24 protein-coding genes are annotated in these 24,708 nt (G+C 50.4%); 13 read left to right on the top strand and 11 right to left on the bottom strand.

The window, feature by feature from the left end:
* Positions 1 to 42: 42 nt before the first annotated feature.
* From CIK93_RS03495 to CIK93_RS03505, 4 genes are all read left to right on the top strand, one after another.
* Entirely contained in the window at positions 43 to 1,266 is a 1,224-nt protein-coding gene (locus CIK93_RS03495; RefSeq protein ID WP_256387571.1) for a phosphoribosylaminoimidazolecarboxamide formyltransferase, read from the top strand.
* A 15-nt stretch (positions 1,267 to 1,281) separates the two neighbouring features.
* Positions 1,282 to 1,482: a hypothetical protein gene (locus tag CIK93_RS03500; protein ID WP_371327192.1), complete on the top strand. Its 201-nt coding sequence runs from the start codon at positions 1,282 to 1,284 to the stop codon at positions 1,480 to 1,482.
* On the top strand, positions 1,451 to 1,711 hold the full coding sequence (locus CIK93_RS13380; RefSeq protein ID WP_144007602.1) for a HAMP domain-containing histidine kinase: 261 nt from the start codon (positions 1,451 to 1,453) through the stop codon (positions 1,709 to 1,711). The genes CIK93_RS03500 and CIK93_RS13380 overlap by 32 nt, the downstream gene beginning before the upstream one ends.
* A gap of 145 nt (positions 1,712 to 1,856) precedes the next feature.
* A complete protein-coding gene (locus CIK93_RS03505; RefSeq protein WP_094446597.1) occupies positions 1,857 to 4,451 on the top strand; it encodes a hypothetical protein in 2,595 nt (864 codons plus the stop codon).
* A 618-nt stretch (positions 4,452 to 5,069) separates the two neighbouring features.
* On the opposite strand, the gene CIK93_RS13385 is transcribed toward CIK93_RS03505, so the two are convergent.
* The 10 genes from CIK93_RS13385 to CIK93_RS03550 form a co-directional block, all read right to left on the bottom strand.
* Positions 5,070 to 5,288, bottom strand: coding sequence for a hypothetical protein (locus tag CIK93_RS13385; RefSeq protein ID WP_144007601.1), 219 nt, complete (start codon positions 5,286 to 5,288; stop codon positions 5,070 to 5,072).
* Positions 5,289 to 5,989: 701 nt separating this feature from the next.
* Complete coding sequence (greA, locus tag CIK93_RS03510; protein ID WP_094434460.1) at positions 5,990 to 6,457, bottom strand: transcription elongation factor GreA; 468 nt, start codon at positions 6,455 to 6,457, stop codon at positions 5,990 to 5,992.
* Positions 6,458 to 6,502: 45 nt separating this feature from the next.
* A complete protein-coding gene (locus CIK93_RS03515; RefSeq protein ID WP_254046310.1) occupies positions 6,503 to 7,843 on the bottom strand; it encodes a TolC family protein in 1,341 nt (446 codons plus the stop codon).
* Positions 7,844 to 7,847: 4 nt separating this feature from the next.
* Complete coding sequence (locus CIK93_RS03520) at positions 7,848 to 8,963, bottom strand: efflux RND transporter periplasmic adaptor subunit (protein ID WP_094391214.1); 1,116 nt, start codon at positions 8,961 to 8,963, stop codon at positions 7,848 to 7,850.
* A gap of 41 nt (positions 8,964 to 9,004) precedes the next feature.
* Positions 9,005 to 10,249 carry an ABC transporter permease gene (locus tag CIK93_RS03525; RefSeq protein ID WP_094391213.1) on the bottom strand — a complete coding sequence of 415 codons (1,245 nt, stop codon included), beginning with the start codon at positions 10,247 to 10,249 and terminating at the stop codon, positions 9,005 to 9,007.
* 36 nt (positions 10,250 to 10,285) lie between these two features.
* Positions 10,286 to 11,548, bottom strand: a complete 1,263-nt coding sequence (locus CIK93_RS03530; protein ID WP_094446583.1) for an ABC transporter permease — start codon at positions 11,546 to 11,548, stop codon at positions 10,286 to 10,288.
* Positions 11,549 to 11,554: 6 nt separating this feature from the next.
* Complete coding sequence (locus CIK93_RS03535; protein WP_094446584.1) at positions 11,555 to 12,265, bottom strand: ABC transporter ATP-binding protein; 711 nt, start codon at positions 12,263 to 12,265, stop codon at positions 11,555 to 11,557.
* Positions 12,266 to 12,400: 135 nt separating this feature from the next.
* Positions 12,401 to 12,769 carry a GntR family transcriptional regulator gene (locus CIK93_RS03540; RefSeq protein ID WP_094391302.1) on the bottom strand — a complete coding sequence of 123 codons (369 nt, stop codon included), beginning with the start codon at positions 12,767 to 12,769 and terminating at the stop codon, positions 12,401 to 12,403.
* 17 nt (positions 12,770 to 12,786) lie between these two features.
* Positions 12,787 to 13,623, bottom strand: coding sequence for a hypothetical protein (locus CIK93_RS03545; protein WP_144007399.1), 837 nt, complete (start codon positions 13,621 to 13,623; stop codon positions 12,787 to 12,789).
* A 16-nt stretch (positions 13,624 to 13,639) separates the two neighbouring features.
* Complete coding sequence (locus tag CIK93_RS03550; protein WP_094446585.1) at positions 13,640 to 14,461, bottom strand: ABC transporter ATP-binding protein; 822 nt, start codon at positions 14,459 to 14,461, stop codon at positions 13,640 to 13,642.
* A 376-nt stretch (positions 14,462 to 14,837) separates the two neighbouring features.
* Here CIK93_RS03550 and CIK93_RS03555 point away from each other — a divergent pair, with 376 nt between their 5' ends.
* Entirely contained in the window at positions 14,838 to 15,818 is a 981-nt protein-coding gene (locus tag CIK93_RS03555) for a bile acid:sodium symporter family protein (RefSeq protein WP_094446586.1), read from the top strand.
* Between the two features lie 182 nt (positions 15,819 to 16,000).
* Positions 16,001 to 16,375 (top strand): desulfoferrodoxin, encoded by a 375-nt coding sequence (locus tag CIK93_RS03560; RefSeq protein ID WP_094391207.1) that lies wholly within the window; start codon positions 16,001 to 16,003, stop codon positions 16,373 to 16,375.
* Between the two features lie 68 nt (positions 16,376 to 16,443).
* Here the strand turns inward: CIK93_RS03560 and CIK93_RS03565 are convergent, their stop codons facing one another.
* On the bottom strand, positions 16,444 to 17,331 hold the full coding sequence (locus CIK93_RS03565) for an NAD kinase (protein ID WP_094446587.1): 888 nt from the start codon (positions 17,329 to 17,331) through the stop codon (positions 16,444 to 16,446).
* Positions 17,332 to 17,456: 125 nt separating this feature from the next.
* Between CIK93_RS03565 and CIK93_RS03570 the strand changes: the two genes are divergently transcribed.
* From CIK93_RS03570 to CIK93_RS03600, 7 genes are all read left to right on the top strand, one after another.
* The gene (locus tag CIK93_RS03570; protein WP_094391205.1) at positions 17,457 to 18,170 is read left to right on the top strand and encodes a pyridoxine 5'-phosphate synthase; all 714 of its coding nucleotides are present in this window, start codon (positions 17,457 to 17,459) and stop codon (positions 18,168 to 18,170) included.
* A 56-nt stretch (positions 18,171 to 18,226) separates the two neighbouring features.
* Positions 18,227 to 18,790 (top strand): DJ-1 family glyoxalase III, encoded by a 564-nt coding sequence (locus CIK93_RS03575; RefSeq protein WP_094434446.1) that lies wholly within the window; start codon positions 18,227 to 18,229, stop codon positions 18,788 to 18,790.
* Positions 18,787 to 19,446: a 2-C-methyl-D-erythritol 4-phosphate cytidylyltransferase gene (locus CIK93_RS03580; protein ID WP_094446588.1), complete on the top strand. Its 660-nt coding sequence runs from the start codon at positions 18,787 to 18,789 to the stop codon at positions 19,444 to 19,446. The genes CIK93_RS03575 and CIK93_RS03580 overlap by 4 nt, the downstream gene beginning before the upstream one ends.
* Positions 19,443 to 21,542 carry an ATP-dependent DNA helicase RecG gene (gene recG, locus CIK93_RS03585; RefSeq protein ID WP_094440500.1) on the top strand — a complete coding sequence of 700 codons (2,100 nt, stop codon included), beginning with the start codon at positions 19,443 to 19,445 and terminating at the stop codon, positions 21,540 to 21,542. The genes CIK93_RS03580 and recG overlap by 4 nt, the downstream gene beginning before the upstream one ends.
* A gap of 252 nt (positions 21,543 to 21,794) precedes the next feature.
* The gene (locus CIK93_RS03590; protein ID WP_173815111.1) at positions 21,795 to 22,748 is read left to right on the top strand and encodes a M23 family metallopeptidase; all 954 of its coding nucleotides are present in this window, start codon (positions 21,795 to 21,797) and stop codon (positions 22,746 to 22,748) included.
* A 28-nt stretch (positions 22,749 to 22,776) separates the two neighbouring features.
* Positions 22,777 to 23,346, top strand: a complete 570-nt coding sequence (locus CIK93_RS03595) for a C40 family peptidase (protein WP_094391201.1) — start codon at positions 22,777 to 22,779, stop codon at positions 23,344 to 23,346.
* A gap of 10 nt (positions 23,347 to 23,356) precedes the next feature.
* Complete coding sequence (locus tag CIK93_RS03600) at positions 23,357 to 24,418, top strand: CapA family protein (protein ID WP_094446589.1); 1,062 nt, start codon at positions 23,357 to 23,359, stop codon at positions 24,416 to 24,418.
* Positions 24,419 to 24,708 lie beyond the last annotated feature (290 nt).

Raw genomic sequence — 24,708 nt, forward strand, 5'->3', positions numbered from 1 at the left:
ACGCCGTAAGATGCAACTTTCTGCCACATTTTTAGTAACTTTGTGGCCGGAAACAAGGAATATACACACTACACAACAATGAAAGAACTACAACTCAAGTACGGATGTAATCCGAACCAAAAGCCTTCGCGCATCTTCATGACCGAGGGCGAACTCCCCATTGAGGTTATCAACGGCCGCCCTGGCTACATCAATTTTCTGGATGCCTTCAACGCCTGGCAACTTGTCAGAGAACTCAAGGCAGCCACCGGTCTGCCGGCAGCCGCTTCCTTCAAGCACGTATCTCCTGCTGGCGCTGCAGTAGGTCTCCCTCTGAGCGACACGCTCAAAAAGATCTATTTCGTTGACGACATTGCCGGACTCGACGCGTCGCCCGTGGCTTGCGCCTATGCCCGTGCCCGCGGTGCCGACCGCATGTCGTCCTATGGCGACTTCGTGGCGCTGTCCGACACCTGCGACGCTGTCACCGCCACCCTGCTGAAGCGCGAAGTCAGCGACGGTGTCATCGCCCCCGACTTCACCCCCGAAGCCATCGAGATTCTCAAGGCCAAGCGCAAGGGCACCTATAATGTCATCAAGATAGACCCCAGCTACGTGCCCGAACCCATCGAGCGCAAACAGGTGTTTGGCATCACCTTCGAGCAGGGCCGCAACGAGATCAAGCTCGACGACCCCGCACTCTTTGAAAACATCCCCACGCAAAACAAGACCTTCACTGCCGAAGCCAAGCGCGACCTCATCATCGCCCTCATCACGCTGAAATACACCCAGAGCAACTCCGTATGCTACGTGAAAGACGGACAGGCCATCGGCATCGGAGCCGGTCAGCAGAGCCGCATCCACTGCACCCGTCTGGCTGGCAACAAGGCTGACATCTGGTGGCTGCGCCAGCATCCCAAAGTCATGGCGCTCCCCTTCAAGGAGGGCATCCGCCGTGCCGACCGCGACAACACCATCGACGTCTATCTCTCAGAAGACGAGCACGACGACGTATTGCGCGACGGCGCCTGGCAGCAGTTCTTCACCCGTCAGCCCGAAGTGCTGACTCTTGAAGAGAAGAAAGCCTGGATTGCCCAGAATACCCGCGTGGCATTAGGTTCCGATGCCTTCTTCCCCTTCGGCGACAATATCGAGCGCGCCCACAAGAGCGGCGTAGAGTATATCGCCCAGGCTGGCGGTTCCGTTCGCGACGACCATGTCATCATGACCTGCGACAAATACTCCATCGCCATGGCATTCATCGGTGTACGCCTGTTCCACCACTAAATCACCCATTGCCCTATGAACATGAACGACGACGATTTCTCTCAGATCCTTGAGCGAGGCATCAGCTTCAAAAAGGGCGGCGGTCCGAAAGCCGACGACGGCAAAGTAAAGACCAAGGCTAAGAAGAAAAAGTATATCACCGGCGCCCATGGCAGCGGTTCAGCGCGCCAGAAGGCAAAATACCGTGAGCAGCGCGCCAACCGCCACAAGAAATAATCGCCCACCGTCGGGCACTGTCACATACCATCAAGCGCAGCAAAACTGCGAAATTCCTTCGGAGTTGCTGCGCTTGAGGGTGTTTGTTATATGGGAAGAGGTCTTGGCCTCTCCATCTTATAAGTCCATCGTCACCGCCTGCCATGGCGACATCAACGTAGAGAGTGAAGTCGGTAAAGGTTCTAAATTCTGGTTCTGGATTCCTGTGGAGATTATTGAAAAGGAATAGAGGGAACGGAGGCTTCGCCCTGTTCTCACATACCAAAATTATATTTTTAAAAATCGAATTATCAGTATATCGCCACAGGAGAGAATATATAAAGTTACGTTAGGAATTGGGAAAAAAGGAACATAATACGAACAATAAAGAACTTATGGCATATTACGGCAACATATTAGAAGAGGAACTAAAAAACAAAGTGGCTCACGACCTCTTTGAAGGTTTCGACACCACTCAAATCATTGGACGCATAGATTTCTGTGTGGCTATTCCAGCAGACCCTCTCGGACTGAACGAGACAGAGCCATTGCTATGGGCAGAAGCTAAAAAGGGTACAAGTCACGATATTTACGAGTCTTTTATCCAGTTGATACTTACATTAGGCAAAGAGCGTCCGCAAAATAAAATCCTACCTCCTACTTTTCTTGGTGCTTTCGATGCCGAGAAGATGGCATTTCTGCCTTATAATACCATCTTGGATGTTCTTCATCAGAACGACTTCAATTGGAATGTTGCTCCAAGTGACCATACTACAAAAGAGTTCAAGCAACTCCAAGAACTGTTGAACGATGCGCTACATCATGGACTTGAAATCTACAACTACGAGAAAGATGCCAAGGAGCTGGTCTATTTCATCAAGAAGAATTTCGCCCTGCGAAAAATAGGAGTGCGCCATATTCGCATCAACAAGAATAACTTTACCCATATCTATCAAAAATGGCTTGAAACAGTAAAGCCAACCATCAATATCGATTGGGAGATGGCCAAGAAAGCCGGTATCATTGATGCAGACTTCTATCTGGCAGATATCCTCTCAAAAGAGAATCATACACTTGTCGAAAAGTTGTTCGTGTTGTTGCAAGATGATCACTATCTGTTAGACCGTAGCATCAACGACTTTGGACTGGAGAATTACACCAAAGCACAATTCAACGACAAACAGCAAGCACATAACCTGTTCTGGAATCGCTATGCCCGCCCGCCACGCCGTGAATATTGGGACGATATCATAAACCGTCGGGATCTGCTTGTTCCTCAAGATGTTCGAGAAAGGAAAGGCTCGTTCTTCACTCCAGCCCCATGGGTAGAACTTTCCCAACAGTATATTGCAGCAGAACTTGGCGAAAACTGGCAAGAGGAATATTACGTATGGGATTGTTGTGCAGGGACAGGAAACCTTTTAGCAGGTCTTACCAATAAGTACAATATTTATGCCTCTACGCTTGACAAGGCTGATGTTCAGGCTATGCTTCAGCGTATTGAAACAATGAATGCTGCGGCACGAGATAAAGATAATGGCGGTGCGAACTTGTTGGAAAATCATGTCTTTCAGTTCGACTTCCTTAATGACCCATTTTTAGATGAGGTGGACAAAGACGGAAACATTACCAAAAAGTCCAAACTCCCCCAGTCATTGCAGGACATCATCAGCGACCCAGAAAAACGGAAAAAATTGGTTGTCTATATCAATCCGCCTTATGCAGAAGCCAGCAACGCCAGAACTGTCACTGGAAGTGGGCAAAACAGGGCAGGTCTTTCAAAGTCAGCCATACAAGAACGATATAAGAATCGATTAGGAAGAGCCGGGAATGAACTGTTCGCACAATTCTATGCACGAATTGTAGATGAACTCCCTACAGCGGTGCTTGCACAATTTTCAAAGTTGAAAATTGTGCAAGCACCCAACTTCCGTGAGTTCCGCATGGCATTCCGGGCGAAGCCCGGTCGATTTTTTTTGGTTCCAGCCAGCACCTTCGATAATGTCAAAGGCGACTTCCCCATTGGTTTCCAGATATGGCATACAGGAACAGAAGAGTATTTCAAACAGGCAGAAGCAGATGTTTACGACACGAAGGGAGAATATATAGGAAAAAAAAATCTGTACTCTTATGATGAAGATTTATTTATAATAAACTGGCTACGTCAATATTACAATAAGAAAGAAAAACATTATGCCTATCTACGATATTTAGGAACAGACTTCCAAAACAACAAAGGTGTCTTTATTACTCTTAAGCCCTCTGATAATGATCTCAAACAAGTTAAAGGGAACTGGATAACTCCGAACAATATAATTCCAATGCTTATTTATTTTGCAGTTCGGCTTTGTATTGAAGCAGATTGGTTAAACGATCGCGATCAATTCCTTTATCCCAATAGTGACTGGCAGACAGACACAGAGTTTCAGGCAGATTGTCTCGTCTATACCCTCTTCCACGGGCAGAACCGTATCAGTAGCGAACACGGCACAAATCATTGGATACCCTTCACAGAAGATGAAGTTAATGCAAAGGAGAAATTCGAGAGCCATTTCATCAGCGACTTTATTCACGGACGAATCAAAAAGACAGTCCGAACAGAAGAAGAGCAAAAGGAATTTGAAAAAAACAGCAAGAACTATCATGTGGCAGATGTCTTTGAAGAGCCAACAACGACAACAACTCTTCTGGATGGCACCACACCACTAAATCTTTCTGATCAGGCAAAAGCCGTGATGGATGCAGGTCGTGAACTTTGGCGCTACTACCATCAGCAACCTATCGCCAAAGATAAGCCCAATGCATCATTCTATGATATCCGTTTTTACTTCCAGGGTATGAAAACCACCAAGAACGGCAAGCAACAGATGAATACAGAAAGTAATGACCCGAAATATACAGCCCTCATCAATGACCTCCGCCAAAAGCAAAAAGAACTGGCAAAACAAATAGAGACAAAAGTTTACAAATACGGTTTTTTAAAGAAATAAAAAAGAGATTATATACTCATTCACTTTGCCTGTTATCTCATAGCTTTATGGATGGTATGCGAAGTGTGGCTACATCATTTGCTGACAAGTTGCAAGTTGCAAGTTATCTGAATATACTAAGCTGTATTTGGCTGGTTCGCAGTTTTTTACTATCTTTGCCCCTAAATGATAGAATATATGAAGAAACTACTATGTATTATTGCGTTGGCATTGGTAATGCTGACAGCATGCGAGAAAGAACTTCAATTTGAGTTCTATGTTGAACTTGCGCTTCTGCAAACTTAGAGTGGGATCTGTAATTCGTATGATAATTTAACATGATGTAAAGTTATAGAATGTGCCATGTGTTATCATTGTAAAGTAATTATTCTTGTGTTTGGTAAAATGATGGAGATGAGGTTTTTGTGTGACTCAGGATGGTGGTTTCATTTTATGCACCTTTTTCGCCATGGCAGGGTTAAAATGCACTCAACTCTGCTCTTCTGACTTTACGAAAACGCTGTATTTAGCCTACTATTGAGGCTGTGAAGGGTTGTGTTTAGGTGCTTGTGGGAGGATGTTTAGGACAGATAGGGTGTGTCTTTGGTGGTTGTTAGGCCGTGTGGCGGCGATGTATTTTTAGAGCCTGCGAGGGGCTTTTGCTGTGGGTGGAATGTGCAGAATGGGTAGAAAAGGCTTGATTCGCCGTGAGAATGTCCTAAGTGGGGCTTTAGTGCTGCTATCTCCCTCGGCAGGAGCAGGGTGTGGGGCAGCATGCTGGTTTGTGGTTACAGAAGGGTATTCTGCCAGCCATGACGGTGGCAAATCGTCGAGTTGCCGATAGTTTCTCGTCGGCATCTCGATCGATATTCGTTGCTCTTTCGTTCGTTTTTTGCTTGTTCCTCGTTCGGTCCTCGATAGGTCTTCGATAGACTAACGAATAACGAACGAGAGAACAACGAGAGACGAACGAGGACCTAACGAGAAGTTAACGGGAATCGAACGAGAAGCGAACGGGAAACCGTGGTCTCTCTGTCGGGACCAGATAACGTGTTGAATTACTTGTTTTGTAAACATAAGTGGTGTTTTAGTTGTAAATTATTTGTTTGACTTTTGGTTTGAAGGTTTCTTTCTTGTTTTTTGAAATCATCCTCGGCTTGAAATACAAATATACAACATGGCACCCCCGGAATGCAAGAGTTTTGGCACATTATGCATAGAGATTTAATTTTATTTAACGCTAATATAGATAATTTTACTTAAAATTATTAAACGCGCACACGGTCACACGGTTTAAACGGATTTTTTGGGTAGCCTGAAGGCTAGATGTTTAGGAGTAGCGAAGACAGAGAGAGAGCTCGGTTTCACTATGCTGAGTCACGACAAAACAAACCATAGGTAAATCTTGGAGGAAATCTTTAATTAGATGTTGCTTCGCAAGAAATATTGTGTATTCGTAGATTATCTCCCAACAAAATCTTTAACTATAATCCTGACTGAAAATGCGTTTGTTTTCTTTGTTTTCTGATCAGAAATCTGCGGTTGCGTCTTCATCCCCCCTACCCCAACTCGACACTGTCAATGCGGAGCCGTACTGTGCCGGCAGGCACGCGCACCGTGACCTCATCGCCAGCCCGATGGTTGAGGAGCGCCTGTGCGATGGGCGACTTGATAGAGATTTTGCCCTCTGCCATATTGGCCTCGTGGGGGCTCACTACGGTATAGGTCATGGAGCGGTTGTTGCCGATATTGGTGAGGGCAACACGGCTCAACAGTCCTACGCTGTCGGTCTTGAGCAGGGCAGGGTCGATGACGCGTGCATTCTCCAGCACGCGCTGCAGGAAACGGATGCGCCCCAACAGGCGACCCTGCTCGCGCTTGGCGGCATGGTACTCGAAGTTTTCGCTGAGGTCGCCCTTGTCGCGCGCTTCTGCAATGGCGTCGCGCACACGGGAGAGTTCTGTGGTTTCAAGGTTGTGGAGTTCGTTGGCTATCTTGTCGAAGCCTTCTTGTGACATGTATTCCATAATAGATAATAAAAAGGGGTTGATGACGGAGGGGCTGATGCACCCTCAAAACTGCAGGGGCTTGCCACGGTAGAAATCGAGGAGGGCTGTCTGGTAGAGGTACTCGTAGCGCGCCTGCACCAGGTCGCTCTCTGCCTTGAGGAGCTGGCTCTTGGCCTCGTTGAACTCGGTGACGGTGGCTTTGCCGTTCTCGTATTTCGCCCGGGTAAGGGTGAAAGCCTCGCTGCCCGACTGGCACGCCAGCAGGCTACTCTCGTATTTGGCCTGTGCTGCCACGGCATTGTAATACACCTGTTGGATCTCCTTATAGAGGCGCTTCTTCACGAGGTCGAGTTGGAGGGCTTGGTTGTCGCGGTCGAGACGTGCCATCCTCACGCTGTTGCGCGTGGTGAAGCGGTTGAAGATGGGGATGCTGAGACTGATTCCGATATACTGAGCGAAATTGTTTTTCAACTGTTTGCCAAACCCGTCGGCAGCCAATCCGCTCGTCTTGTAGTAATTGGTCTGCAGTCCGCCGTTGAGCGACAGCGTGGGGTAATAGCCTGCCTGCGCAATGCGGATGCTGCGGTCGGAGGCATGGAGCCGCAGCTGTTCTGCCTGAACCTCCGGCTTGAGGGCAACAGCCTCGGCAAACACCACTTCGGGACTGGCGGGAATGGCAGCAATCGCCGTTGTCGCCGGGCGCACAATCTGGAAACCGTCAGGCGAAGGGAGTTCGAGCAGTTGGGAGAGGTCGAGCAGCGCCAGTCGGACGTTGCCAGCTGCCTGGGTAGCCGTGGAAAGCGCCTGTCCGAGGGTGGCCTGCTGTTGGGAGAGCTGTGCGATGCTCGCCTTGCCGTGATCGACAAACGACTGGAGGCGCGCCACCTGCATGGAGTCGATAGTCACCTGGCGTTGAGCCACATCGGCAATCTCCATGTTGTAGAGGATCTGCACGTATGCCTGAGCCACCTGCATGCGGATATCGTTTCGGGCTTTCTCCAAATCCTGTGTGGCGGCTTCGAGGTTGAGTTGTCGGAGTTTGACGGTGTTGGGGATTTCAAACCCCGTAAACAGCGGCACGGAGGCAGAGAGCGCCAGCGAGGTGCTACTGGTATTGCGGTCGGCATAGGTATTCTCCATGGTCAGTCCGCGACCGAAGGAGAACGATTCGCTTGCCGACGCATAGAGGTCGGGCAAGCGGCGGTGCTTCGCCGTATGGAGCTGTACCGCCTGTTGGCTGCACTGGTTACGCTGCTGACGGATGCTGATATTGTGTGCCACGGCATAGTCGGCACATTCGCGGAGCGTCCACTGGCGCTGTGACGGAGTCTGCGCCGGCATGGCGGCAGCAGTCAGCAGGGCTGCTGCCATGAGAGCTGTGCGAGAAATGATCTGGTGTTTCATACGCTTATTCCTCCTTGTTATCATCGGCAATGATCTGCGGACCGCGCACCCTGTCTTTGAGGGAGAGTCCCTTCTTAATCTCGATATTCACGCCGTCGCTCAGTCCGGTGACCACAGCCTGGCGGGTATAGGTCTTCTTGTCGGCAGTACCGCGGACGAGATAGACGAAGGTAGAGTCGCCACTGAACTCGATGGCACTCTCCGGTACGGCGATGACCTTTGACGCCTTTGCCAGGACAATCTCGGCATTGGCACTATAGCCCGACCGCACCTTGCCGCCCTCAACAGCATGGACGGCAGCCTTCACCTCAAACTGGTTGGCACCGTTGTTTTCTATAGCTTTCGGAGAGATATATTCCAGACTGGCGTCAAACTTCAGGTCTTGCATGGCACCGATGGTGATCTTCATGGGCATGCCCGCCACGAGGCGTCCCACCTCGGTCTCGTCGATATTGCCACGGAAGATGAGGTCGTTCATGTTTGCCACCGATGCAATGGTGGTACCGTCGTTGAAGGTGTTGCTGAGGATGACGGAGTTGCCCACCTTGACGGGGATGTCGAGGATGACACCGCTGATGGTAGATCGGATGAGGGTGGATGAAGCGTTGGCATTAGACTTCGACACACCGTCGCGCACCACCTCAAGGGCATCCTGTGCAGCCTTCGCCTCTTCGGCGGCCTGCTTCATCTGCTGTCGCACCTTGTCGTATTCGTCAGCCGAGACAAGTTTCTGGTCGTAGAGATTCTTCTCGCGATTGTAATCGACCTCAGCCTGTCGCATATTGAGGGTAGCCAGGCGCACCCGGCTCTCCGCCGAACTGAGCTGTCCCATGTCGGGGATGACCTTCACCTTGGCAATGACTTCGCCAGCCTGCACATAGTCGCCAGCCTCCTTGCATATCTCGGTGATGATGCCGCTGATCTGCGGTTTGATGTTCACCTCGTTGCGCGGTTCTATCTTGCCCGTGATGACGGTTGTTTTGAGGATATCCTCCACCTTCGGAGTATATTCACTATACTGCACCTCCTTGGGCAGCGATTTCTGATAGAGGAACACGAAGGTTCCGATGAATACCAAGGCAACAATAGCTGCGATGATGAGTTTTGAGTATTTCTTCATATCATTTATATGTTTTTGTTTTCTTGTATGGTTAGCTGTGCTTATTCGTCGCGCATGGCATCAACGGGTTTGATGCTCATGGCACGCCATGCGGGAGCGAGTCCTGCCAGTCCGCCCAGCAGACTGAGCAGCAGGGTGGCGATGATAGCCGTCCAGAAGCCCACTTGGAAATGGGCGGCAAGGATACCGTCTTCGGTGCTTGCCAGTTCGATGAGTTGAAGCACACCCACGCCGAAGAGGATGCCACTCATGCCCGCCACGGCAGTCAGGACGATGCTCTCCGACATGATCTGCGAGAGAATCATCTTCGGTGTGGCGCCGATGGCACGGCGGATGCCTATCTCTGTGGTGCGCTCCCTGACCGTCACCATCATGATGTTGGACACACCGATAGCACCTGCCAGCAGCGTGCCTATGCCCACGAGCCATATCAGGAAGTTGACACCGTTGAAGAGATTGTCGAGCATGGCGAAGAGCACCTCGGTATTGAAGGTGGTGATGGCTTTCTCGTCGGTCGGGTCGATCATGTGGGCACGTGCTATGACGGTGCGGATGCGGTCGGTCAGCGTACTCATCACCACTCCAGGTTTGCCCGTCACCGCCAGACTGTGGATCTGGTCACCGGTGTTGTAGGTCTTACGGAAGAGGGTGTAGGGGATGGTGACGAGTTGGTCGGGGCGTCCGCTGATATTGATGCCGTTGACCTTGTAGTCAACACCCACCACGGTATAGTATGCGGCATCGACACGGATGCGCCTGCCACAGGGGTCGCCACCACCGGGGAAGAGTTTCTTATACACCTCCTTGCCGATGACACACACCTTGCGTGCCTGTCTGACGTCCATCTCGTTGATGTAGCGCCCGTAGTACATCACGGGCGGTGCCACCCTGGCATAGTCGTGGTCCACACCGGCGACGGTGGCATCGAAGGAGTACTCCCCCACCACGGCTTTCTTGTTGCCGCCAAACATATAGGGCGTGATGATGTCGAGTTCGGGCACCTGCTGGCGCAAGCGCGTCATGTCATTCTCCACCATCGACACATAGCGGCCCTTGCGGAATCCCTTGTAGGGCTTGGTGGTGTTCTGCGTCCATATCATGGCGGTATTGGTGGCAAAGCCTGCGAAGTTAGACTGCAACATCTCCTTCAGTCCCTGTCCGCCGCCTATAAGGACGATGAGCATGAACACACCCCAGAACACACCGAAGCCTGTGAGGAAGCTGCGGCTCTTGTTGCGGGTGATGGTGTCGAGTATCTCGCGATAGGAATCTATATCAAATTTCATAGGAATGAATATGTTTTATCTGAATGATACATCAGGTCAGTCTGCCCGCAAGGCTTCTATCGGTCGCACGCGGGCTGCCTTGACGGCAGGGATGAGTCCGGCAACGGTTCCTGCCAGTACGATGAGCATGGTGGCTTGGAAGCAGACGTCGAGACCTACGGTGGGATCTACAAACATGGTGGCTTGAAAGAGTCCGGTGTCTATCACCTCGTGGCCGATGGTAGCATCCATATACTCGTTGGCGGCTACGCCAAGCACCATACCTATATAGCCAAAGAAGGAGGTGATGATGACGCTCTCGGTGATGATGAGTTTGAGGATGGACCAGGGCTTGGCGCCAATGGCTTTGCGGATGCCAAACTCACGTGTGCGCTCCTTGACGGTGATGAGCATGATATTGGACACACCCACTATGCCGCTCAACAGCGTGAAGATGCCTATCACCCACAGGGCGACGCGTATCATACGGATGCCTTTTGCCATCTGGATATTATCCATATAACGATTCCAGATGTAGATGGCAGACTCGTCGGCAGGGTCGGCATCGTGCTGGGTGTTAATGGTGGCGCGGTAGCGCTTCTCAAAAGCGTCGTTCTGATCTTCGGTGACCAGGTTCTTGATTTCAAACTGGATGACGCCTACCCAGCCGGCATTGCCCATATAGATGGCATTGAGGGTGTGGTAGGGTATGCAGGCGCTCTGGTTTCTGCTCTGCTTGTCGTCCTTGGTGATGCCCACCACTTGAAACGAGATGTTGCCGACGTTGACCTGCCTGCCTATCAAGGCACGAGGGTCTTTGGTCAACTCTTTGGCTTGTGCTTCGCAGAGCACGATGACCTTGCGGCGCTCCTTCATATCAATATCGTTGATGAAGCGGCCTGCCAGCAGTTCCACCTTATTGATACGTTGGTCGCTGGGATACACACCCGACAGGTCTTGGGCAGAGAGGTAGTTGTCGCCATAGGTGATATTGACCCCATACTTCGACAACAGAGCACCCACCTCCTGGGTATTGTCGGAGAAAGCACGATTGGTAATGTCGAGGTCTTGGGTGCGCAACTGTATGTCACGACCTTCTTTCAGTCCGCGATAGGCTTTAGAGGTATAGCCTCCATACACCTGCATCGAGGTGGAGAGTCGTCTGTCAGACTGTTGCAACTGTGCATTGATGAGTCCGTTGCCTGCGCCCAACAGGAAGATGAGCATGAAGATGCCCCATGCCACGGCAAAACCGGTGAGCGAGGTGCGCAGTTTGTTGCGCTTCGACGTGCTCCATATTTCTTTGATGAGTTCTCGCATAATGTATTATTTCACATAGTCTTTCGACACGAGGTGGTGGTCGAAATTGTTTTCTACACTTCCTATCAGTCCGTCTTTGATATGGATGACCTTATCGGTCTCGTTGGCAACACCACTCTCATGGGTCACCACGACGATGGTCATGCCATCCTTCTGATGGAGCTCCTTGAGCAGATCCATCACCTCGACACTCGTTTTAGAGTCGAGCGCACCCGTCGGTTCGTCGGCAAGGATGATCTGCGGTTTGGTAATGAGGGCACGGGCAATAGCCACACGTTGCTTCTGTCCGCCCGACATCTCGTTGGGGTAGTGGTCTGCCCAGGGTGCCAAACCGAGGCGGTCGAGATATTCCATCGCCATCTGGTGGCGTTTGCGTCTGCCCACGCCCTGATAGAAGAGTGGCAGTTCGACATTCTCCACGGCAGTCTTGAACGAGATGAGGTTGAACGACTGGAAGATGAAGCCTATCATCTTGTTGCGGTATTCTGCGGCACGGGTCTCGCTGAGGTCGCGTATCAATACGTTGTTGAGCAGATATTCGCCCGAATCATAGTTGTCGAGGATGCCGAGGATATTGAGCAGGGTCGATTTGCCTGATCCTGATGCACCCATGATGGACACAAACTCGCCACGGGCTATGTCGAGGTTGATGCCCTTGAGCACGTGGAGCGGTTGTGCGCCCTGATAGGTCTTGTTGAGGTCACTGAGGTGAATCATCTTGTTGGTTTTTATGTTTCATTGTTTCAAACCGATTGTGTGGTTTGAGTTTTTAATGTCTGTTTGACGCATCATAGCGCAAAAAAGTTGCACCATGGCTGATATTTTTTCTATGACAGCCGTTTCTGTGCTACATCAAGGCTGTGCGTCGAGTGCTTGGCGCAATGCCTCATCCACTTCATTGATAGTGATGCCGAGCAACTTCATCTGTCGTGCCAATTCGGGGAGGTGCTGCTTCATAAACTCGGTCTTTCTCACCGTTTGTATCTGGTCTCTTGCACCTTTTGCCACAAAATAGCCCAGTCCGCGCTTGTTATAGATGACACCCTCGGCAGCCAACAGGTCGTAGGCCTTTACCGTGGTATTGGCATTGACCTCCAATAGCACAGCATATTCTCTGACACTGGGAATGCGTCCGTCTTCCTCATACATTTGTGCCAGAATCTCATCACAGAGGCGGTCGGCTATCTGTACATAGATGGCTTTATCATTACTGAAATTCATAGCAGTTTTCTTTTTGTTTATAAATTGATCCATCTGTTGCAGATGACCTGCATACGGGTGAACACCTTATAGGATAGCCAATACTGAAAACCTGCGAGCAGCAGTTCGGCTATGAGGAGACAAAAGATCCAGCTGTTGTCACCATGCATCAGGCAGGTCGTTATAGTGCCTGGTACACTCTCAATCACATAGATCACCAGATAGATCATCACGATGAAGAGGATGCCTGACACCACAATGGTGTGCTTGCGGAAGAGGGTTCCACAAAGGATGAAGAAACTATGGACGAGCACTCCACAGGTCATGATCAGCAGAGACAGCATTAGGGCGCCGGCGGAATCGATGCTTTCTATAAAAGTAGTCCATATTTTCCATAGCAATGCCATGATAGAGAGGCATACGCTCTGATGGTGACCGGGCAGGAGTACGAAACTGAATATCAGTTGCACCAGGTCAGATACTACGATGGCGGTGATCATTGCGACGGCAGCACCAAGCGTAGAGAAAAGGAATCTGCTGATATACTTTTCAAGATTGCTGGCTGGCAGCATCAGAAACTGTTCGCGCTGTCCAGTGGTCTTCATCACCATGAATATCTGTGTGGCCATCATATACATGGCTATGCTGAAAATCATTAAAACATATTGTGACATCCCCCAATAGCTAAGGTCGATGGTATCGGGAAAAAGCTGATACTGCTTGCTCAACTGATACAGCTGCATGATAAAGAAGGGCAACAGGGCGAAGGTCATGCCAAGCATCATGTTCAGATAGCTCTTCAAGTTGGTAAACATATCCCAACGCATCACCATCAGCAATCGGCTGAATTGAAAATTATTGTTCTTTGTATTCATTGTTAATTTGGTTTGTTTATCTCAGTTTTCCAGTGATTACTGCATTAAACAGCAATTCGAGATTCATCGGTGTTTCATTGTCGGCGGGCTGTCGGCGGACTATCACGGCATTACCCTGCAAACTGGGTTCTGCATAGAGCACGCTATCGTCCATCTCTGCCGGAGTGCGGTATTCAAACTTGTAGTCATCGCTGATATCGCTTACCGAAGCATTGAGCAAGAGATTGCTCTGACTGAGGATCAGCACGTGGTCGAGCAACGACTCTATGTCGTGCACCTGATGGGTGGAGATAATCAGGATGCGGTCGTCGGTCATATTGTTGGCTATGACCTTGCGAAACTGACTCTTCGAGGGGATGTCGAGACCGTTGGTAGGCTCGTCCATCAGGAGCAAGCGAGTGCCTGTGGCAAGTGCAAAACTCATGAAGGCTTTCTTCTTCTGACCCATCGAGAGTTGGTGGAGCTTGGTTTGGCGAGACAATTCAAAGTCTGCCAGACAGCGTTCAAGTACCTCTTCGCTGAAATGCGGATAGAATCCCTTGTTCATCTTCACGTAGGTGTCGAGGGTCACTGGAGGTAGCGCAAACTCTTCGGGTACCATGAAAATATCTTCCAACATAGCGGACCGGCGGTCGCTGGCTAATACTCCGTCAATGAACACACCACCCTTCTTGGGGCGCAACAAGCCACAAAGCAGATAAAGCAACGTACTCTTGCCTGTGCCGTTCTTGCCAAGAAGCCCATAGATTTTGTTGTCTGTCAGTTGCAGACTGAAGTCGGAAAAGACCTCACGTTTCGTTCCAACATAATTGAAACTTAAGTTTTCTACTTGTATCATATTCTTGCGTGTTTGGTGTATTGCTGTAATAGTACACCGCAAAGGTATGTATTATTCGAATACCATCCAACATTTTCAGCCATTTTTTTTGCACTGCACACAACATTTAACATTTACACCTTAATATATAAAGGGCATCGGGCGATGAGGTGGAAAAGATGTGCCGCTGTGGTGGGATTTATTCATTTCAGTATTACGCAAGGACTGTTTCCACGAACAGCCCGTGCGACACTTCGTACACAGCAGTCGATACGTACCGCAATCCATGGACTTACGATCTTCGAGAAACGCTTGTTGGACAAGAAAACTGCTTTTTGTTTGCTTGTTTGCAAGAAATGGAGTACTTTTGCAAACCGTTTCAACAACAAAGAAAGACATGAACACAATAAAACACATGCAGGCTGTCAGCCGCCTGTTGGCTGCCCACGCTTCAGTATTTGTCATAGGCGTGGCACTCGTCACCTTCTTTTTCCCGCATCTCTTCGACTGGGTGCGTGGCACAACCCAAACCGTCATTCTCGGCATCATCATGCTCACCATGGGTCTGACGCTCACCACCGATGATTTCCGCATCCTGGCACAACGGCCGCTTGACGTATTGATTGGTACCAGTGCGCAATTTTTCATCATGCCTGCCGTAGCATGGCTGCTGGTACATGTATGGCACCTCGATGCCCCGTTAGCCTTGGGCATTCTCTTGGTAGGATGCTGTCCGGGTGGTGTGTCAAGCAACATCATGAGTTATCTCTGCCATGGCGATGTGGCTTTCTCGGTAGGCATGACATGTGCCTCAACACTCCTTGCACCGGTAATGACACCACTGCTGATGCAGATTACAGCAGGCGAAATCATCCACATCGATGCCGTCGGCATGTTCATCAATATTCTGATTGTGACCATCATACCTGTGACAATAGGTTGTGCACTCAACAAGATCTACAGCCGAAAGGCATGTTTTCCCACCATACAGAGTCTCATGCCGGGCATTAGTGTCACTTGTCTCGCCATCATCGTGGGCGGTGTCATCTCTACAGTCCATGACGATCTGTTGGAAGGCGGCGTGATGCTCTTCTTCTGGACCTTTGCCGTGGTGTTCTGCCACAATTCATTGGGCTATCTGTTAGGATGGTTTGCCGGACGCGCAGCCGGTTTCAATACTGCCAAGAAGCGCACCATCAGTATTGAGGTGGGTATGCAGAATGCCGGTCTTGCCACGGTATTGGCAAGCAATTTCTTTGCTACACAACCGCTCGCCGTATTGCCATGCGCCATCAGTTGTGCGTGGCACAGCATTTCAGGCACCATCCTTGCCGGGCTTTACCTGAAGAATGACAAGCGCAAGGAGCAAGCCAACTGAAGCAGTAACACATAGCCTATCATACCTACATCACATCGTCCCACCTCTTCAATCTATGGATTGGAATGGTGGGATGATGGTTAAAAAAACACAAGAAAACCTATCAAACGACACAAGGTAACGGATTAATCCGTAACTTTGTGGTGATAACCATATTATTATAAACTAAATTATTCAGAGCTATGGCAACAAAGAAAAGAGAAATTTACCGATGCACCATCTGCGGAAATATCGTAGAGGTGTTGCACGAAGGTGCTGAAATGTCATGCTGCGGAAAAATCATGCAGCGTATGAACGAGAAAGGTATCGATGGTGCTGTAGAGAAACATGTGCCCATAGTAGAGCGCATTGAAGGCGGCTACCGCGTCAGCGTGGGGAGTGTGGAACACCCCATGACACCTGAACACCACATCGAATGGATTGAACTGCTGACCGACCGTGACGTGATGCGCCATGAGTTGAAGCCCGGAGAGGCTCCCGTGGCTGAATTCATAACCGATGCGAAAATGGTTACGGCACGTGAATACTGCAACCTCCACGGACTCTGGAGAGGCTGACAACTGACGCTGACAAGGCGGACAACTGACTTTTGCGAGGCTGACAAATCATTTCCGCCATCCACGCATCATCCGCGTTGATCGGCTCCCCACATCATTTTTTCGCGCAGGGTATGGAAGTATTTCTGACCTGCGCGCTTCACTACCTTCACCCGGTATGGGGCTTTACGAAGCGTCAGTCGGGTGGAATCGGACAATTTCTCCGAACGACCGTCGAGTGCCACCAGGAAATTGTGGGAACGGCTCTCTACGGTGAGGGTGATTTCTGAATCTTCGGAAAGTACCAAAGGACGCACATTGAGCGAATGGGGGGCTACCGCCGTGATGGAAAACACATGGGTGCCGGGCACGATGATCGGACCGCCCACTGAAAGGGAATACGCCGTACTGCCGGTTGGCGTACTGATGACCAGTCCGTCAGCCTGATAGGTTGTCACGTAGTCGCCATTGATCGTGGTGCGCACAGTAATCATCGCTGCCACATCACGCTTGAGGATGGCCACATCATTCAGCGCAAAAGGACATCCTGCCAACGGCTGTCCGTCGGTCTCTACCTGTAGCACCGTACGGGTATCGATAGCATAGTCGCCCTCATAGATGGCTTGCACCATGGGATCTATCTCCGGTGGATTGATATCTGCAAGGAATCCAAGTCTTCCAGTGTTGACACCGATGATGGGAATTTGCTTTTCTCCCACCATAGAAGCGGTTTTCAGAAAAGTACCATCACCACCCATCGACACCGTAAAGTCCGCTTCAAAATCATTGCCGTCAAACACCTCTACCCCATCAAGTGACAGGTGCTGACCATGAACGAGGAATCGATGGAACTCGCGCTCCATACATACTTCAGCCTCATGCATAGCTAAACAATTCAGTATCTTTTGTACAGATGCCGACTTTTTAGCTTGGTAGGTGTTGCCGACAATGGCAAATCGCAGTTTTCTTGAAGTCATATAAAAAATCTAATTTATTAGGCGTTAATTCACAAAGTTTTAGTACCTTTGCGCTGAATATACGCCACAAAATTAGTATTTTTTGGCGAAACATCACTATCTGTTAAGACAAATTTTTGAAGAAGATGACAAAACTAAGCGTAAACATCAATAAAGTGGCTACTCTGCGCAATGCACGAGGAGGCAACAACCCTGATGTCATCGAGGCTGCACGCAACATCGAATCGTTTGGTGGACAAGGCATTACCGTACACCCACGCCCCGACGAGCGTCACATACGCTATCAGGACGTGCGCGACCTGCGCCCCATCATCACCACAGAGTTTAACATCGAGGGAAATCCCATCGACTCGTTTGTCAAACTGGTTCTGGAAGTTGTACCCACACAGGTGACACTTGTGCCCGACGGTCACGACCAAATCACCTCCAACCACGGTTGGGATACACTGGAAAACCGCAATTTCCTGACCGACATCTGCCACACCTTCTCACAGGCTGGCATACGCACCAGCATCTTTGTGGATGCTGATCCGAAGATGGTGGAAGGGGCAAAGGCATGCGGAGCAGACCGCGTAGAACTCTACACCGAGCCTTACGCTTCAGGATACAACAGCAATAGAGAGGCTGCCATTGCTCCTTTTGTGGCTGCTGCAGAGGAGGCACGACGCATAGGCTTAGGCCTCAACGCCGGCCATGACCTTTCGCTCGAAAACCTCCACTATTTCCATTCTCGCATTCCTTGGACCGACGAGGTGAGCATCGGACATGCACTCATCTGCGATGCACTCTACATGGGACTGAAACCTACCGTCGAGAAATATCTCATCGCACTGAAATAAGCATACGGCCACTATGGGCATCATATTCAGAAAACTAACCAACACATGATATAACTATGGCAAAAGCATACGTATTCCTTGCTACGGGATTTGAAGACATCGAAGCGCTTATCCCTGTTGACATCTGGCGTCGTGGCGGTATCGAAGTCACTACCGTCAGCGTTACCGGTCAGAACGTTGTGACATCAGCACACGGTGTGAACATCGAGGCTGATACTTGTTTCGAACAGTGCGACTTGACTGATGCCGACCTGCTGTTTCTGCCGGGTGGTATGCCTGGTGCTACCAACCTCTATCAATGCAAGCCGCTCTGCGAAGCACTGTGCAAGCAGGCGGAAGAGGGACGACTCGTGGCAGCCATCTGCGCATCGCCTGCAGTAGTATTGGCAGCTATCGGACTGCTCGACGGCAAGAAAGCCACGTGCTATCCGGGATTTGAAGGCAGTATGACCAACACGCATTACACGGCTGACCTGGTGACCATCGACGGCAATATCACCACCGGTGAAGGGCCTGCGGCAGCATTCCCATTTGCCTACGAACTGCTGGCACAGCTCAAAGGTGTGGATGTGGCAGATGCCATTGCAGAAGGTATGCGCTATAAACACCTCATGGGATGACCGACTATATCATCATCGTAGCCGGTGGCAAAGGACTGCGCATGGGCAGCGACATTCCCAAACAGTTTCTCCCCATCGGCGGAAAACCCGTGCTGATGCGCACTATCGAACGCTTCCACCATTTTTCGGAAGCGCTCCGGATTATCCTTGTGTTGCCTAAAGCCCAACAGACCTACTGGCATGAGCTGTGTGGGCAGTATCAGTTTGACGTGCCCTACATGTTGGCTGACGGCGGCGAGACTCGCTTCCATAGTGTGCAACACGGACTGGCACTCATCCCCGATGATGCACAGGGTGTGGTCGGTGTGCACGACGGTGTGCGCCCATTCCCTGCTATTGATGTCATTCGCCGCTGCTACGACACGGCACACACGGCAAAAGCGGTGATTCCGGTAACTCCGGTGGTTGAGACTTTACGCCACATCACCGAGGGCACAAAGCCCAGAGGCGACTACCGTTTGGTGCAAACTCCACAAACTTTCGACATCCAACTACTGAAGGCTGCCAACCGCCAACCTTTCTCCGAGGCGTTTACCGACGATGCGTCGGTGGTAGAGTCCTATGGACATGCCATCACAATGGTAGAGGGCAACCGAGAAAATATCAAGATTACCACTCCCTTTGACTTGGCTATTGCCGAAACGCTCTGCCGATGACCGACATACTGCAACAGGATATCCAGTATATGGCGGGGGTTGGACCCAACCGCAAAAAGGTGCTTAGCGAAGAACTGGGTATCAATACCCTTGGCGACCTGTTGCAATATTACCCCTACAAACATATCGACAGAAGTAGAATCTATACCATCCACGAACTGACGGGCGACATGCCGTTTGTCCAAGTATGCGGCAGAATACTCAGTTTCGAGTCGTTTGACATGGGACACCGCAAGACGCGCGTAGTGGCTCACCTATCCGATGGCACGGGCGTGATGGACCTTACCTGGTTCAACTATGCCAAGGATGTGCCCAAACGCTACAAAACGGGCATTCCATACATCGTTTTCGGGCGACCCACCGTATATAACGGCAGGGTACAGGTGGTGCATCCTGACCTTGAACCTGCCGAAAACATCCAACTCTCGGATATGGGGATGCAACCCTACTACAATACGACAGAGAAGATGAAGAAACGTGGGTTGAACTCACGGGCGCTCGACAAGATGACCAAAACACTACTCGATTTGCTCAAGCAGCCTATTGCCGAGACACTACCCGACTTCATCACGCGCCCCAACCACCTGATCAGCCGAGACGAGGCGTTGCGACAGATTCACTATCCGCACAATGCCAAAGAACTGGAACGCGCACGGCTGCGACTCAAATTTGAAGAACTTTTCTACGTTCAGCTTAATATATTAAGGTACGCGAGCGATCATCGGCGCAAATACCGCGGCTATGTTTTCTCGCATATCGGCGAGTGCTTCAACGGTTTCTACCATAACCACCTGCCCTTCCAACTGACCGAAGCACAGAAACGAGTGCTCCGTGAGATACGCAAAGACACTGCTTCGGGCAGACAGATGAATCGGTTGCTACAAGGCGACGTGGGTTCGGGCAAGACACTGGTGGCACTCATGACCATGCTGATGGCACTCGACAATGGCTATCAAGCCTGTATCATGGCGCCAACCGAGATTCTTGCCGAACAACACCTGCGCACCATCAGCAGCTTTCTTGAGGGTATGGACATCAGCGTCGGACTGCTGACGGGTATGGTGAAAGGCAAACGGCGAGAACAAGTACTCAACGATCTGGCTGACGGGACGTTGCAGATTCTCGTGGGCACCCATGCCGTGATAGAAGACACGGTACAGTTTGCACGACTGGGCATGGTGGTGGTCGATGAACAACACCGTTTCGGTGTGGCACAACGCGCCAAACTATGGAGCAAAAGCGACAATCCGCCACATATCCTCGTAATGACAGCCACACCCATTCCGCGCACCCTGGCTATGACACTCTACGGCGATCTCGATGTCAGCATCATCGATGAACTGCCGCCAGGACGCAAGCCCGTGGTCACCACCCATGCCTTCGACAGCCGAATACCATCGCTCTACGATGGACTGCGCAAGCAGATGCAACAGGGACGACAGGTCTATGTGGTCTTTCCGCTTATCGAAGAGAGCGAGCGCATCGACTTGAAAAGCCTGGAAGATGGCTATGCCACGCTGTGTCAGGTGTTTCCGGAATACCGACTGAGCAAGGTACACGGCAAGATGAAAGCCAAGGAGAAAGACGAAGAGATGCAGCGCTTTGCACGCGGTGAGACACAGATGCTCGTGGCAACGACCGTGATTGAGGTGGGAGTCAACGTGCCCAATGCCTCGGTGATGGTCATCATGGAGGCGCAACGCTTCGGACTCAGCCAGCTCCACCAACTGCGCGGACGTGTGGGCAGAGGTGCCGAACAGAGCTACTGCATCCTTGTGACCTCACCCAAACTGGCTGAAGAGACGCGCAAGCGCATAGACATCATGTGTGAGACCAACGATGGTTTCCGCATTGCCGAAGCCGACTTGAAACTGCGTGGACCGGGCGATCTGGAGGGAACACAGCAGAGCGGCATGGCTTTCGACCTCAAAATTGCCGATATCGCACGCGACGGACAGATTGTACAGATGGCACGCGACGAGGCACAACGCATCATCGACGCCGACCCCACCTGTCAGTCGGAGCGCTACCACATGCTTTGGGACCGTCTGCGCCAACTTCGCAAGACCAATATCAACTGGTCTGCCATCTCGTAAAAAGTGGGGAAAACGAACTGGGAAAATCTATTTTTCCCATAGAAAATGCACGATCGTCCCATAAAAACGAGGGCAAAAACAGGCAAAAGACTACCTGCGACAAATCAAAAAAAAGGCAAAATCCGCTACGTAAAGTGTTAAATTACACACAAATAGTGTTAACACTTTACCGATTTTAGAAATAATTTCGTAACTTTGCACCGTTCTGTTTTTATTGAAACCGAACGAGAATACGAACCGAAAAGAATAATTATGTTTTTTAAAAATCTAAAGAAAATAGCATTCCTAACCGTTGCAACCGTATGTACTCTCCCGACGATGGGACAGGATCTGTTGGCACGTCAGGCCCCTATAGACAGAAAGATGAAAGCAGTAGATAGCATGGCTCTCCGTCGCCTCATTCAGGCAGAGAGCTATGAATCACCAGCTGCCGACCTCTATAACGACTGGGATAACAGATATGCCCATAAGGCAACCAACCTCCCCGACACTTTCCGCATCAACCTGCGCAACTTCTGCATGCCCACCACCAACCGCGTTATCACCAGCAACTTCGGTTCGCGTTGGGGACGCCAACATAAGGGACTGGACATCAAAGTATATATCGGCGATACCATCCGCGCTGCCTTCAGTGGCAAGGTGCGCATCGTGCGCTACGAAGGACGTGGCTACGGAAAATACGTAGTCATCAGACACAACAACGGACTGGAGACCATCTACGGTCACATGTCTGCACAATTGGTGGCTGAAAACCAAGAGGTGCGTGCCGGAGATCCCATCGGACTGGGCGGAAACACCGGACGCAGCACTGGTTCACACCTCCACTTCGAGACGCGTCTGTGTGGCATAGCACTCAACCCTGCCCTGATGTTCGACTTCAGAAACCAAGACGTGGTTGACGACTACTATGTATTCCGCAAATCTACCTACAATCGCGAGTCGGCAGAAGCTACCCGTCTGCGTGGTGTAGCCGGCGGCAGTTCATTTGGCGACGACCTCGATTTTGCTGACAACAGCACTCCTGCTGCACGCCAGAAGGCCACAAGCAGCAGCTCTGCAGCAGCTCGTTTCCACAAAGTATCAAAGGGTGAATCGCTCTATTCTATCGCTCGCAAGCGCGGTACATCTGTTGATGCCATCTGCAAACTGAATCACATCAGCAAGAGCACCAGACTCAGACCAGGTCAAATCCTGAAATATAACTAAACCAACCAAATAACCTAAACTAAAGAAAATGAAACAGAAAATTCTACTATGCATCATGCTTGTGTTGCTGTCCTCTGTGGATATGACATGGGCAAAAGGCAAGAGAAAGAAGACAAGAAAGACCCAACGCACCGAAACTGTCTATGAAGAGATAGAGAATTTCGACTTCTTATATACCGATGATTATGACGGTACGGCAACATTTGCCACTTCAAACAGCATCATGGATCAGGCCACAGCTCTCATCGGCACACGCTATCGCAGCGGAAGCAAAGGCCCTTACGCCTTCGACTGCTCTGGTTTCACCAGCTATGTGTTTGGACAACACGATATCAACATCGGCAGTTCGTCGCGCGACCAGTATGCACGCAACATCCCCATCAAGCGCTGGGAGATGCAACGTGGCGACTTGGTGTTCTTCACCAGTCCTCGCTCCGGACGCGGTGTAGGTCACGTAGGTATTGTGATGGACTATGATCCCATCAACAACACCTTCACCTTTATCCACGCCAGCACCAACGAAGGTGTGAAAATCAGCAGTTCTACCGAAGGCTACTATAATCGCCGCTATGTAGGCGCACGCCGCGTGGCGAAGTAACAGCATCTTCATGTTCCGATTATTACTCACTCTTACTATATGGGCAGGTCATTCTTTGACCTGCCTTTCTGCTTCACTGACCATCGCTCTTACGGGAGATATCATGATGGGCACCACCTATCCCACACCACGACTACCGCGAGGGGATGGCAAATACCTGTTTCGCGACACACGCGACATCCTCAGGCAAGCCGACTTGGCAGTGGGCAATCTTGAAGGAACGCTATGCGACAAGGGTGAAACACGCAAGGAGGGCAAAGCCAACAACTATGCTTTTCGCACACCAACAAGCTACGCCTGGTGGCTGAAGGATGCCGGCTACGACTTTGTGAGCATGGCAAACAACCATAGTTTCGACTTCGGCATAGAGGGAGTCATATCCACCGAGCACGCTTTGCGACAGCAGGGCATCGCCTTTGCAGGCATTGCCGGACGATCGGAAACAGCCGTTGTCATGCGCCAAGGTGTGCGCATCGGTCTCTGCGCCTTAGGCCACAACAGCTATACAGTCAGTCATCTCGACCTGAAGAAAGTGGGTAAACTGTTGAAACAGCTGCGCCAACAGTGCGACATCATCATCGTTTCGTTCCACGGTGGAGCCGAGGGGACGGCACAGAGTCATGTACCCAACGGCATGGAGGGCTTTCTGGGCGAGCGTCGTGGAGCATTGCGCCAACTGGCACACTACTGCATTGACCACGGTGCCGACGTGGTTTATGGTCACGGTCCGCATGTGGTTAGGGGCATTGAAGTCTATAAAGGACGGTTCATTGCCTACAGTCTGGGCAATTTCTGCACACCCTTCGGCATCAGTCTGCAAGGTGTTTCCGGCTACGCACCTATAGTGACGGTGACAATCGACCACAAGGGCAGATTTCAAAAAGGTCGCATCTATTCGTTCATACAAAGCTACGGCGCAGGTCCGCGCAAGCAAGATGGTAAGCGTTTCTTGATGGCACACCAGATGAAAGCACTATCCGAAACCGATTTCCCACATAGTGATGCATGGATAGATCTGCGTGGAAACATCGGACTGATACGTTACACACGACGTTCTCTGACCACCATTTGACCACCAGCCGATACCACATTCCTCCCTTGCAATTATCACCTGGCATTGCAAATCAAATTGATTTCCTCAGCAAATCAATTTGTTTTCCTCAGCAAATCAATTTACTTTCCTCAGCAAATCAATTTACTTTCCTCAGCAAATCAATTTACTTGCCTCAGCAAATTGACTTAATACAGATTTACTTTACACCGTTTTAACAATTAAAAAACAGTGTAAATGATGAAAAAGGAACGTAGAGCAGCTCGTCATTTTGACGATCAATTCCGTTTGAGTGTATTAAAGGATTATTA

Origin of the sequence: Prevotella sp. P3-92, from assembly GCF_002251205.1 — a bacterium.
Lineage (GTDB): Bacteria > Bacteroidota > Bacteroidia > Bacteroidales > Bacteroidaceae > Prevotella.